Source organism: Pseudonocardia sp. McavD-2-B, assembly GCF_024124365.1.
GTDB classification, from domain to species: Bacteria; Actinomycetota; Actinomycetes; order Mycobacteriales; family Pseudonocardiaceae; genus Pseudonocardia; species Pseudonocardia alni.
This window is the reverse complement of record NZ_JAMXSG010000165.1, coordinates 1-12,605: the sequence shown is the minus strand read 5'-3', so window position 1 is coordinate 12,605 and position 12,605 is coordinate 1. Positions and strand designations below refer to the sequence as shown.

Sequence of the window (12,605 nt, the reverse complement as noted above, 5' to 3'; positions counted from 1 at the left end):
GCAGCACCCCGGCCGCGGCGAACACCGGCCCGGACGGGCGCTGGCAGCCCGCCGGCACGCTGGCCGAGCGCTTCCGCGCCGCCGGCGTCGCACCCGGTGTCGCGACCGGCGCCTACTGCGGGTCCGGCGTCAACGCCTGCGCCCTGGTGCTCGCGCTGGAGGAGTCCGGCCTCACCACGCCGGACGCCCCGGCCGCGCTGTACCCCGGGTCGTGGTCGGAGTGGAGCGCCGACCCGGACCGGCCGGCCGAGACCGGGGACCGGCCGTGGGCCGCGCGGGAGTGACCGCGCCCGCCGGCCTGGCATACGGTTCCGGCCCATGAGCGCTCGCACGTCGGTGGTGTGGACTCCGGAGTTCCTGACCTACCAGCTGTCCGACGACCACCCCCTCAACCCGGTGCGGCTGGAGCTGATGATGGAGCTGTCCCGCGGGCTGGGGGTGCTCGACGGCGTCGACCCGGTCGTCCCGGAGCCGGCGGGCGAGATGGATCTGACCCGGGTGCACACCCCCGGCTTCCAGACCGCGGTGAAGTCCGCGCCGGAGGCGCCGTTCGGCGTCGGCCACGGGCTGGGCACCGCCGACAACCCGATCTTCTTCGGCATGCACGAGGCGTCCGCGCTGATCGCGGGCGGCTCGGTCGCCGCCGCCCGGGAGATCGCCGAGGGCCGCGCGGACCGCGCGGTGAACATGGCGGGCGGGCTGCACCACGCGATGCGTGACCGCGCCGCGGGCTTCTGCGTCTACAACGACTGTTCGGTCGCGATCGCCTGGCTGCTGGAGCAGGGCTACGAGCGCATCGCCTACGTCGACGTCGACGTCCACCACGGCGACGGCGTGCAGGACTGCTTCTACGACGACCCCCGGGTGCTGACGATCTCGCTGCACCAGCACCCGCTCACGCTGTGGCCGGGCACCGGCTGGGCGGGGGAGATCGGCCGCGGTGCCGGCGAGGGCTACGCCGTCAACGTCTCGCTGCCCCCCGGCACCGGCGACGCGGGCTGGCTGCGGGCCTTCCACGGCGTCGTCCCGTCGCTGCTGGAGTCGTTCCGTCCGCAGGTGCTGGTCACCGAGTGCGGCGCGGACACCCACTCCGAGGACCCGCTGGCGAACCTGGAGCTGTCCGTCGACGGCCACCGGGCCATCTACCACGCGTTGCGCGAGATGGCCGAGACCACCGCAGGCGGCAAGTGGCTGGTGCTCGGCGGCGGCGGGTACGCGCTCTACCGGGTGGTCCCGCGCTCGTGGACGCACCTGATGGCCGTCGCCCTGGACCGCGACCTGGACCCGGACACCTCCATCCCCGCGGACTGGACCGCGCTCGCGGCGACCCGGACCCGTTCGCCGCTGCCGGTCTCGATGTCCGACGGGGCCGACCCGGCGTTCGAGCGGTGGGGCGGCTCGTTCGGCGAGCGCGTCGACTCGGCGATCCTGGAGACCCGTCGTGCGGTGTTCCCGCTGCACGGCCTCGACCCCGACGACCCGCGGGACTGAGACCGACCATGACCGAGAAGACCGACGAGACCCCGGCCGGCGCCCCCGGGCACCCCTACCCGCGGCACTGGGAGGCCGACGTCGTCGCCTCCGACGGCGGGATCGTGCACCTGCGCCCGATCCTGCCCGGCGACGCCGACGCGCTGCTCGCCTTCCACTCCAAGCTGTCCGACCGCACCCGCTACCTGCGTTACTTCGGCCCGTACCCGCGGATCTCGGCGCGGGACCTGGAGCGGTTCACCGTCGTCGACCACCGGACCCGGGTCGCGTTCCTGGCGCTGCTCGGCGACGAGATCATCGCGGTCGGCCGCTACGAGGGGCTGACCCCCGGCGGCGGGGCGGCCGCCCAGGAGGGAGCGGGCACCGACAAGCCGGTCACCTCCGCGGAGGTCGCGTTCGTCGTCCGCGACGACCACCAGTCCCGCGGCCTCGGCTCGATCCTGCTCGAGCACCTCGCCGCCGCGGCCCGGGAGAACGGGCTGTCCCGGTTCGAGGCCGAGGTGCTGGTGGAGAACCACGCCATGGTGCGGGTGTTCCGTGAGGCCGGCTACGGCGTCACACGAGCCTTCGCCGAGGGTGTCCTGCACCTCGAGTTCGACATCGACCCCACCGAGAAGTCGATCGCGGTCCGCTACTCGCGCGAGCAGGCCGCCGAGGCCCGCAGCGTCGCGAACCTGCTGCACCCGACCTCGGTGGCGGTGATCGGTGCGTCCGCGGACGAGACCAAGATCGGCCACGCCGTCCTGCTGAACCTGCTGCGCGCCGGGTTCACCGGCCCCGTCTACCCGGTCAACCCCGACGCCCGCTCGGTGCGGGGCGTGCGCGCCTACCCGTCGGTGATCGACATCCCGGACGAGGTGGACCTCGCGGTCGTCGCCGTCCCGGCCGCGAACATCGACGAGGTCATGGACTCCTGCCTGGCCAAGGGCGTGAAGGTGCTGGTCGTGATCAGCTCCGGCTTCGCCGACGCCGGCGACGACGGCGGCACCGTCGCCGAGCGCAGGCTGGTCGCCGAGGCGCGGGCGCACGGGATGCGGGTGGTCGGGCCGAACGCACTCGGCGTCGCCAACCCCGACCCGTCGGTGCGGCTCAACGCGACCCTCGCCCCGTGGATGCCCGGGTACGGGCGCACCGGGTTCTTCTGCCAGTCCGGCGCGCTCGGCAGCGCCATCCTCGCCAACGCCCGCACCCGCGGGCTGGGCCTGTCGTCGTTCGTGTCGGCCGGCAACCGCGCCGACGTGTCCGGCAACGACCTGATGCAGTACTGGCAGACCGACCCCAGCACCGAGCAGGTGCTGCTCTACCTGGAGACCTTCGGCAACCCGCGCAAGTTCGCCCGGGTCGCCCGCAGGCTGGCCCGCACCAAGCCGGTGATCGCGGTGAAGTCCGGCCGGCACACCGGGACGCTGCCGTCGCTGGCCTCGGTCGGGGCGCCGATCGACGAGTCCAGCGTGCAGGCGCTGTTCGAGCAGTCCGGCGTCATCCGCGTGCAGACGCTGCCGCAGATGTTCGACACCGCCCTGCTCATCGCCCACCAGCCGCTGCCGAAGGGCCGCCGGGTCGCGGTCGTCGGCAACTCCACCGCAGTCAACCTGCTGGTCCTCGACGGGCTGCTCGACGAGGGCCTGGAGCTGGCGGGGGACCCGGTCGACGTCGGCACCCAGGCCTCGCCGGAGGCGTTCGCCGGCGCGGTCCGCGCGACCCTGGACGGCGACGCCCGCCCGGACGCGCTCATCGCGGTGTTCGTCCCGCCGGTCGCGGTGGCCGGCCGGGACCACGCGCACGCCCTGCGCGACGCCGCGGACGGTGCCGGGGTCCCGGTCATCGCGGTGTTCCTCGCCGCCGAGGGCATCCCGGCGGAGCTGTCGGTACCCGGCGCCGACGGCACGCCCGGCCGCGGGTCGGTGCCGAGCTTCGCCAGCCCCGAGCGGGCCACGTCGGCGCTGGGCCGGGTCAGCCGCTACGCGCAGTGGCGTGACACCCCGGTCGGGGAGTTCGTCGTGCCCGAGGGCATCGACGCCGACCGCGCGCGGGAGCTCATCGCGTCGTTCGGGCCGGACAGCCGGCACACCCTCACCGACGACGAGGCCGTCGACCTGCTCGCCTGCTACGGCCTGGAGGTGATCACCTTCCGCCGGGCCAAGGGCGCCGACGACGCCGTCGCCGCCGCCGAGCAGCTCGGCTACCCGGTGGTCATCAAGGCGACCGCGGACCAGTGGCGGCACCGCGGCGACTTCGTCGGGGTGCGCCTGGACCTGGTCTCGGAGGAGGCCCTGCGCGTCGCGCACGCGGAGCTGTCGCGGGTGACCGGGTCCGACGAGGTCTACGTGCAGCGGATGGCCCCGAAGGGCACGTCGTGCACGGTGGAGGTCGTCGACGACCCGTCGTTCGGGTCGCTGGTCGCGTTCGGGCTGTCCGGGATGGCGACCGAGCTGCTCGACGACCGCGCCTACCGGGTCCTGCCGGTCTCGACCGAGGACGCGGCCCGGCTGGTGCGGGCCCCGCGCGCGGCGCCGCTGCTCACCGGCTACCGCGGCACGGACCCGGTCGACCTCGCCGCGCTGGAGGACGTCGTGCTGCGGATCGGGCGGCTCGTCGAGGACCTGCCGCAGGTCCGCTCGCTCGCCCTCGACCCGGTGCTGGCCTCGCCGCAGGGCGCGTTCGTGGCCGGGGCCCGGGTGACGATCGGCCCGGTGCCCGACCGCCGTGACGCGGGCCCCCGCCGCCTGCGCTGACCCGCCCGCCCACTCCCGGGAGCCCCCGGTGTCGTCGCCGGGCACCCGCCGGGTGGCCCCCAGGGGAACCTTCGTGGCTTAGAGCGCTACGAGGGTTCCCCTGGGTGCACGGCGCGCCGTGCACGGGGGCCGCGGGCACACCCCCGGGGGGCGGGCGTCGCAGCGGTCAGGTGCGGAAGGTGACCTGCAGGGTCGGGGCGCTGGTGTCGGCGAAGAAGTCGTTGCCCTTGTCGTCCATCACGACGAACGCCGGGAAGTCCTCGACCTCGATCTTCCAGACCGCCTCCATGCCGAGCTCGGGGTACTCGAGCACGTCGACCTTGCGGATGCAGTCCTGGGCCAGGCGGGCGGCCGGGCCGCCGATGGAGCCCAGGTAGAAGCCGCCGTTCGCGGCGCAGGAGTCCACGACCTGCTTCGACCGGTTCCCCTTCGCCAGCATCACCAGGGACCCGCCGGCCTCCTGGAACTGCTGGACGTAGGAGTCCATCCGACCGGCCGTCGTCGGACCGAAGGAGCCCGAGGCGTAGCCCTCGGGGGTCTTGGCCGGTCCGGCGTAGTAGACGGCGTGGTCCTTGAGGTACTGCGGCATCGGCTCGCCGGCGTCGAGCCGCTCGGCGATCTTGGCGTGCGCGATGTCGCGGGCGACGACCAGCGGCCCGGTCAGCGACAGCCGGGTCTTCACCGGCAGCTGCGACAGCTGGGCGCGGATCTCGTCCATCGGCCGGTTCAGGTCGACCCGCACGACCTCGTCGGACAGGTCGGCGTCGGTGGCCTCGGGCAGGTACTGGGCCGGGTCGCGCTCCAGCTGCTCCAGGTAGACCCCGGACGGGGTGATCTTCGCCTTGGCCTGGCGGTCCGCCGAGCAGGACACCGCGACGCCGACCGGCAGCGAGGCGCCGTGCCGGGGCAGCCGGATGACGCGCACGTCGTGGCAGAAGTACTTGCCGCCGAACTGGGCGCCGATCCCGAAGTTGCGGGTCAGCTCCAGGACCTGCTGCTCCAGGTCGGTGTCGCGGATGGCGTGCCCGAGCGGCGAGCCCTCGGTCGGCAGGTTGTCCAGGTAGCGGGCCGAGGCCAGCTTGGCGACCTTCAGGTTGAACTCCGCCGACATGCCGCCGACGACGATCGCCAGGTGGTACGGCGGGCAGGCCGCGGTACCGAGGCTGCGCAGCTTCTCGTCCAGGAACGCCGCGAGCCGCTTCGGGTTCAGCAGTGCCTTCGTCTCCTGGTAGAGGAAGGTCTTGTTGGCCGAGCCGCCGCCCTTGGCCATGACCAGGAACTCGTAGTACGGGTCCCGGCCCGGCTTGGCGTACAGCTCGACCTGCGCGGGCAGGTTGGTGCCGGTGTTCTTCTCGTCCCAGAAGCTGATCGGCGCCATCTGGCTGTAGCGCAGGTTCAGCTCCTGGTAGGCCTCGAAGACCCCGCGCGACACCGCGGCCTCGTCGTCGCCGCCGGTCAGCACGGTCTCGGTCTTCTTGCCGACGACGATCGCGGTGCCGGTGTCCTGACACATCGGCAGCACCCCGCCCGCGGACACGCAGGCGTTGCGCAGCAGGTCGGTGGCGACGAACCGGTCGTTGCCGGACGCCTCGGGGTCGTCGATGATGGCGCGCAGCTGCTTCAGGTGCGAGGGTCGCAGCAGGTGCTGGATATCGGTGACGGCCGCGCGGACCAGTCCGGTGATCGTCTCGGGCGGGACCTCGAGAAAGGTGCGGCCCGCGGCCTCGGTCACGGTTCCCGCGGGCAGGTCGAGCTCGCGGTACTCGGTGTCGTCCGGGCCGAGCGGGAGCACGTCGGTGTGGTGGAACTCGGGCATGGCGGGGACGCTACCGGCCGTCGCCGGGCGGGCACCGCAGGCGGAGACGCAGACGTCGTGTGAGGCGCACTAAACGGACGACCCTCCGGTTAGTGTTGTAGTGTGGGCCACATGCCTGGCTCGATCCTGGGAACCTCCGTCCGCCGCGTCGAGGACGCCGACCTGATCACCGGTGCGAGCACCTTCGTCGGCAACCTGGTCCACGGTGCCGACGCACCGGCGGGCCTGGCCCACGTGGCGTTCGTCCGCTCGCCGGTGGCGCACGCGCTGCTCACCGGTATCGACACCACCGAGGCCGCGGCCGCGCCCGGCGTCCTCGCCGTGTACACCGCGGCCGACCTCGACCTGCCCGCCCACCACGGCCTGATGGTCCTCAACCCGGCGCTGCCGCGCCCGCCGCTGGCGACCGACCGGGTGCGGTTCGTCGGCGAGGCGGTGGCGCTGGTCGTCGCCGAGAGCCGCGCCGCCGCCGTCGACGCCACCGAGCTCGTCGAGGTCGGCTACGACCCGCTGCCCGCGGTCACCGACATCGAGGCCGCGCTCGCCGACGACGCTCCGCTGCAGTTCCCCGACCAGGGCAGCAACCTGGCCGCGGGCGAGCGGGGGACCGGCGACCCGCTCGACGGCGCCGAGGTCGTCGTTCGGGCGCGGATGGTGAACCAGCGCGTCGCGGCCGTCCCGATGGAGGGCAACGCGATCGTCGCCGACCCCACCACCACCGACTTCCCGCTCACCGTGCACGTCTCCACCCAGATGCCGCACGGCTTCCGCACCCAGCTCGCCGGACTGGCCGGGCTGGAGACCGACCAGGTCCGGGTGATCGCCCCGCACGTCGGCGGCGGGTTCGGCGCGAAGGCCGGTGTGCTCGCCGAGCACACCGCGACCGTCGCCGCCGCCCGGGCGCTGGGGCGGCCGCTGGCCTGGGTCGAGACCCGCTCGGAGAACCTCGTCTCGATGCCGCACGGCCGCGGCCAGGTCGGCTATTACGAGCTCGGCCTCACCCGCGACGGCCGGATGACCGGCCTGCGCGTGCGGGTCGTCGGGGACGCCGGGGCCTACGCCGGCTTCGGCGGCGCGCTCCCGCTGCGCACCACCTACCTCATGGCGACCGGCGTCTACGACATCACGAACCTGCGCTACGACGCCGTCTCCGCGCTGACCAACACCACCCCGATGGGCGCCTTCCGCGGCGCGGGACGCCCCGAGGCCGCCGCCCACCTGGAGCGCCTGGTCGACGTCGCCGCCGCCGAGCTGGGCATCGACCCGGTCGAGCTGCGCCGGCGCAACCTGCTCGCGCCCGACGTCTTCCCGTACACCACCCCGACCGGCGCCCGCTACGACGTCGGCGACTACGACCTGCCGCTGCGCGAGGCCCTGCGCATCGCCGGCTACGACGAGCTGCGCGCCGAACAGGCCCGCCGCCGCGCGGCGGGCGACCCGGTGCGTCTGGGCATCGGCATCGCGGTCTATGTCGAGGTCACCGCCGGGGGCGGGGGCGGCGAGTACGGCTCGGTGACCGTGCACGCCGACGGCACGGCGACCGTGTCGGCCGGCACCTCGGCGCACGGTCAGGGGCACGCGACCTCGTTCGCGATGCTGGTGTCGGACCGGCTCGGCATCCCGATGGACCGGATCCGCTACGTCCAGTCCGACACCGCGCTCGTCCCGCGCGGCGCAGGGACCGGCGGCTCACGGTCGCTGCAGCTCGGCGGGACCGCGGTGTCCGAGGCCGCGCACGAGCTGTACGAGCGGGCCCGCAAGCTCGCCGCGCACCTGCTGGAGGCCGCCGCGGAGGACGTCGAGATCACCGACGAGGGCATCTTCGGCGTCGCCGGTGTGCCCGGCGGCCCGACCGCGACCTGGAGCGACGTGCACCGCCAGGCCGCCGCCACGGGGGAGGAGCTGCACGTCGGGCTCGACTCCGCGCAGGACGGGGCGACCTTCCCGTTCGGGGCGCACCTGTCGGTGGTCGAGGTCGACACCGACACCGGCCGGGTCACCCCGCGCCGGCACGTCGCCGTCGACGACTGCGGGCGGATCCTGAACCCGCTGCTCGTCGAAGGCCAGCAGCACGGCGGGCTCGCCCAGGGCGTCGCCCAGGCGCTGCACGAGGAGGTCCTGTTCGACGACGAGGGCCAGCCCCTGACCTCCAGCCTCGCCGCGTACACGATCCCGACCGCGGCCGACCTGTTCTCCTTCGAGACCGCGACGACCGAGACCCCGACCCCGCTGAACTCGCTCGGCGCCAAGGGAATCGGCGAGTCCGCGACGATCGGGTCGACCCCCGCGGTGCAGAACGCCGTGGTCGATGCACTGTCGGACCTGGGTGTGCGGCACATCGACCTGCCCTGCACCCCCGAGCGGGTGTGGCGGGCGGTCGCCGCGGCCCGCGCCGGGGCGCCGGAGCAGGCGTGGCGGGAGCCGCCCGCGGTCTTCGACGACCTGCCCGTGCGCGGCGGTGGCGCCGAGGACGACGCCGCGATCTGACCCGGGTGCCGGCCCGGGTCGGTCACCGCCGGGCCGTGGGAGTGCCGTGGCGGATCCACACCCGCTGTCCGGCATCCACACCTGCTGCAACGGGTGTGGTCACCGGACAGCGGGTGTGGCTGCGGACCGCCACGAGGCCGGGTCGGCGAGGGCGGGCGGTCACCTGCGGGCGGGACGGGTGGCGCCGCACCGGCGGGGCGGATGCCCGGACGGGGCCGCCCCGTCGCCGTGGTGGCGGAACGTGTGTCGCGGTCCGTCGACGGTGTCAGCCGTACGGGTGAGTTCGGCCCGTCCACCGGCCGGGACGCGCGGTAACCCACCCCCTGACTGTCCCGCGGGCCCCCGGTGGCGCAGACTCTCCGCCGGACGGCAACCGATACCGGGAGGCACCCGCACGATGAGGCTCGCGACGATCCGGACCGCGACCGGGCACCGGGCGGTGCGCGTCGACGGCGACACCGCCGTCGAGACGGGGGAGACCGACGTGCGGGCGCTGCTGGAGCGCCCCGACTGGGCCGAGCACGCCGCGGGCGCGGCGGGCCCGGTGCACGAGACCGCGGGCCTGGACTACGCGCCGCTGGTGCCGTCGCCCGAGAAGATCATCTGCATCGGGCTGAACTACCGCGACCACGTGCTCGAGATGGGCAACGAGCTGCCCGAGTACCCGACGGTCTTCGGCAAGTACGCGCCCGCCCTGATCGGCGCGTACGACGAGATCGAGCTGCCCGAGCAGTCCGACCGGGTGGACTACGAGGCCGAGCTCGTCGTCGTCATCGGTCGCTCGGTCCGGCGCGCCGACCGCGAGGCGGCCGCGGCCGCGATCGCCGGGTACACCGTGCTCAACGACGTGTCGATGCGCGACTACCAACGGCGTACCAAGCAGTTCCTGCAGGGCAAGACCTGGGAGCACTCGACGCCGCTCGGGCCGGTGCTGGTCACCCCCGACGAGCTGCCCGCCGACCCGGCCGCCGGTGGCGCGCTGCGGATCTCCTCGGAGCTGTCCGGGGAGACCATGCAGGACTCCACGACCGACCAGCTCGTGTTCGGCGCGGTGGACCTGGTCGTCTACCTGTCGGAGATCCTCACGCTCAACCCGGGCGACGTCATCGCCACCGGCACCCCGGGCGGCGTCGGCGACGCGCGCACGCCCCCGCGCTACCTCACCGACGGCGCCGAGATCGTCACCGCGGTGGAGGGGATCGGCGAGTGCCGCAACGTGTGCCGGGCGGTGCGGTGACTCCCGCACGCACCCCCGGCGACGGCCACGCCGTCGTCCCGCCGCCGGTGGGCGACGCGCTGGCCTGGGCCGGCGACGGCCAGGCCCACCTGCGCGGGCTGATGACCCGGATGGCGGGCGAGGCGTTCCGCGCCCCGTCGGCGCTGCCGGGCTGGACCCGCGCGCACGTGCTCACCCACCTGGCCCGCAACGCCGACGCCATGGTGAACCTGCTGACCTGGGCGCGGACCGGCGTCGAGACCCCGGCCTACCGCGATCCCGCGTCCCGCGACGCCGACATCGAGGCCGGGGCCGGGCGCAGCTCCGACGAGATCCGCGCCGACGTCGTCGCCTCCTCCGACCGGCTCGCCGACGCGGTCCGGGCGATGCCCGAGAAGGCCTGGTCGGCGACCGTGCGCAACCCGCAGGGCGTCGAGATGCCGGTGACGGCGGTGCCCTGGAACCGGGCGCGCGAGGTGTGGATCCACGCCGTCGACCTCGATGTCGGCGCCTCGTTCAAGGACCTGCCGATCCCGATGCGGGAGGTGCTGGTCGCCGACGTGGTCGCGCGGCTGGAGCGCAAGCCCGGCTGCCCGCACGTGCGCCTGGAGGAGGTCCGCACCGGCGCGACGCTGGAGTTCGGGCCGGGGCCCGCCGGGCCGGACGGCGCCGAGCCGCGCGACCTCGGCACGGTCCGCGGCAAGGCGCACGACATCATCGCCTGGCTGCTCGGCCGCCCGTTCGACAAGGGCCTGCGCGACGCCGACGGGAAGCTCCCGCCGCCGCTACCGGTCTGGCTCTGATCCCGGCTCCGCCGCGGGCAGGTCGCGGCCCTCGAGCGCGTCCAGGCGGGCGGTGGCCCGGCCGAGCTGGCGGGCCATCTCGTCGAGCCGGGCCTGCAGCAGCGCCATCTCCGCGGTGAGCACGGCGACCGCGCCCGCCGCGGCGACCGGGTCGCCGATCAGGTCGTCGGCCTCGGTGCCGTGCGGGTCGGGGTGCTCGGCGAACCCCGCCGCGTCGTCGGGCGTGGTCAGCGGGCCCGCCGCGACGTCGTCGGGCAGCAGGGTGAGCTCGGCCAGCTCGGCGAAGCGCTGCGCCGACAGCACCGGGCGCGCCCCGGCGCATCGCAGGCACACCGGTTCCAGCCGGCGCCAGCCGTGCTGCCCGGATCCGGTGTCGGCCAGCACCGCGACCCGCGCCCCGCAGCGGCAGGGCCGCATCCGGATCGTGCGCACCCGCTGCCGGGCGTAGCGCAGGCCCAGCTCGTAGCGACGGAACCGGCCGGAGACGGCCACCTCGAGCAGGATCGCGCCCTGGTGCTCGGGCGCGCACGCCAGCTCGCGGGCGTCGTCGGCGGTGTGGAAGCAGTAGAACCCGCAGTCGCACCACCGCGACGGGCAGGCGTGCCGGCAACCGTGCGCACACACCGCGTCGTCGACGGTGCGGTAGACGTGCGCCCGCCCGAGCGTCACACCGCTGAAGCCCGCCGTCGTGCCGTCCGCGGACAGCATCGGGAACGCCAGCTTGTGGCCCTCCAGCGGGCCGGTCGGGTACTCCAGCGGGGTCCGGCGGAACAGCCCGCGCACCCGGTCAGTCCTCGCGGGACCCCGAGTGCGCCGGCTGCGGGGCGGCCGGCGTCCACTCGGTGAACTCGGGCTCGACGGTGCGCGCCGGGCGCGGGCGCTCCTGGGCGTCGGCCACCCGGTCGGCCTCGTGGTCCACGGCGAATCCCTCGGAGATCTTGCGGCCCAGCCTCATGACGCCTCCCGTGTGCTCCGGGTCCCGGCCACCTGGTGGAGTGGCCGCCGTCACCAGGCTGACCGTTCGGCGCGGGGTTGTCCAGGGCGGAACGGGTGAGGAGGAGGCCGGGACGGATCACAGCCGGCGCCGGGCCCGACCTCGGTAACGTCCTGTGCCAGGACGGGGACCGGGGGTGGTCGATGCGGGGCGAGGCGCGCTACGGGCTCGAGCACGAGCTCGCGCTGCTGCGGGACGACGGGACGGTGGCCGACCACCGGTCGCTGACCCACGCTCAGGTCGCGGCGGTCGTGGACGAGCTGCCGGAGCTGCCCGGGGACCAGCCGGACCTGCGGATCGGCGACGCCGGCATCCGCCGCAAGCGCTGGTACGCCGAGGGCTACGAGCGCCTCGACGAGAACGGCGGGCTGCTCCGGTTCGACCCCAAGGGCATCGAGATCCGGACCCGCGTGCACGACTCGGTCGAGGCCGCCGTCGACGCGCTGGCCGCCGACGCGGTCACCCTGGCTGCGGTGGCCGCCCGGCACGGACTGCGCCCCGTCGCGTTCGCCCACCACCCGCAGCTGTCGGCCTACCGGCTGGACCCGCCGCCGAACGCCCACGAGCGGGCGCTGATGGCGGCCTCGCCGGAGGAGCGGACCTCGCACCTGCACATGGTGACCTGGGGGCCGGACCTGAACCTGTCGTTCCCCGAGTCGGGCACCGACCCCGCCGTGCTGGCCGACGCGGCGGCGAAGCTGACCTTCTACAGCCCCTACCTGGTGCCGTGGTCGTTCTCCTCACCGTTCCGCGACGGCCGTGTCTGGGGCGGGCTGTCGGCACGCACCGCGCGTCGCACCGGGGCGCGCCCGGCGGCGCTGGCCTACCTGCCGCCCGACGCCCCGCTGATGGTGACCGACCCCAGCCTGGTGCGGCACGCGGGCATCCCCGGGGAGGTGGGGCGGATCGAGTTCAAGGCGTTCGACGCCGTCCCGGCGGTCGCGGGGGAGGAGCCCGCCGACGGCGTGGGCACCGACCTGCCCGCGGCGCTGCTGAGCCTGCTGACCGGCCTGCTGCGCGACGACACGCTGCCCGGCCGGCGTCGGACCCCGGACGCGGCGGC

10 protein-coding genes are annotated in these 12,605 nt (G+C 74.7%); 7 read left to right on the top strand and 3 right to left on the bottom strand.

Annotation, left to right across the window (positions count from 1 at the left end):
* The 3 genes from NH602_RS20030 to NH602_RS20020 all read left to right on the top strand — a co-directional run.
* On the top strand, nt 1-284 hold a 284-nt coding region (locus NH602_RS20030), incomplete at its 5' end, for a sulfurtransferase (RefSeq protein WP_374210220.1).
* A gap of 34 nt (nt 285-318) precedes the next feature.
* Nucleotides 319-1,491 (top strand): acetoin utilization protein AcuC, encoded by a 1,173-nt coding sequence (locus tag NH602_RS20025; RefSeq protein WP_253068599.1) that lies wholly within the window; start codon nt 319-321, stop codon nt 1,489-1,491.
* Nucleotides 1,492-1,499: 8 nt separating this feature from the next.
* On the top strand, nt 1,500-4,226 hold the full coding sequence (locus tag NH602_RS20020; protein WP_073574185.1) for a bifunctional GNAT family N-acetyltransferase/acetate--CoA ligase family protein: 2,727 nt from the start codon (nt 1,500-1,502) through the stop codon (nt 4,224-4,226).
* A gap of 166 nt (nt 4,227-4,392) precedes the next feature.
* Here the strand turns inward: NH602_RS20020 and NH602_RS20015 are convergent, their stop codons facing one another.
* A complete protein-coding gene (locus tag NH602_RS20015; protein ID WP_073574184.1) occupies nt 4,393-6,042 on the bottom strand; it encodes a fumarate hydratase in 1,650 nt (549 codons plus the stop codon).
* A 111-nt stretch (nt 6,043-6,153) separates the two neighbouring features.
* Here NH602_RS20015 and NH602_RS20010 point away from each other — a divergent pair, with 111 nt between their 5' ends.
* From NH602_RS20010 to NH602_RS20000, 3 genes are all read left to right on the top strand, one after another.
* Complete coding sequence (locus tag NH602_RS20010) at nt 6,154-8,529, top strand: xanthine dehydrogenase family protein molybdopterin-binding subunit (RefSeq protein ID WP_100878069.1); 2,376 nt, start codon at nt 6,154-6,156, stop codon at nt 8,527-8,529.
* Between the two features lie 397 nt (nt 8,530-8,926).
* On the top strand, nt 8,927-9,766 hold the full coding sequence (locus NH602_RS20005) for a fumarylacetoacetate hydrolase family protein (RefSeq protein ID WP_073574182.1): 840 nt from the start codon (nt 8,927-8,929) through the stop codon (nt 9,764-9,766).
* Nucleotides 9,763-10,548 carry a maleylpyruvate isomerase family mycothiol-dependent enzyme gene (locus tag NH602_RS20000; protein ID WP_253068598.1) on the top strand — a complete coding sequence of 262 codons (786 nt, stop codon included), beginning with the start codon at nt 9,763-9,765 and terminating at the stop codon, nt 10,546-10,548. The genes NH602_RS20005 and NH602_RS20000 overlap by 4 nt, the downstream gene beginning before the upstream one ends.
* On the opposite strand, the gene NH602_RS19995 is transcribed toward NH602_RS20000, so the two are convergent.
* Entirely contained in the window at nt 10,531-11,331 is an 801-nt protein-coding gene (locus NH602_RS19995; protein ID WP_179762405.1) for a hypothetical protein, read from the bottom strand. The genes NH602_RS20000 and NH602_RS19995 overlap by 18 nt on opposite strands.
* 4 nt (nt 11,332-11,335) lie before the next feature.
* Nucleotides 11,336-11,503 carry a hypothetical protein gene (locus NH602_RS19990; protein ID WP_179762406.1) on the bottom strand — a complete coding sequence of 56 codons (168 nt, stop codon included), beginning with the start codon at nt 11,501-11,503 and terminating at the stop codon, nt 11,336-11,338.
* 182 nt (nt 11,504-11,685) lie between these two features.
* Here NH602_RS19990 and NH602_RS19985 point away from each other — a divergent pair.
* A partial coding sequence (locus tag NH602_RS19985) for a glutamate-cysteine ligase family protein (protein WP_253068597.1) occupies nt 11,686-12,605 on the top strand: 920 nt, incomplete at its 3' end.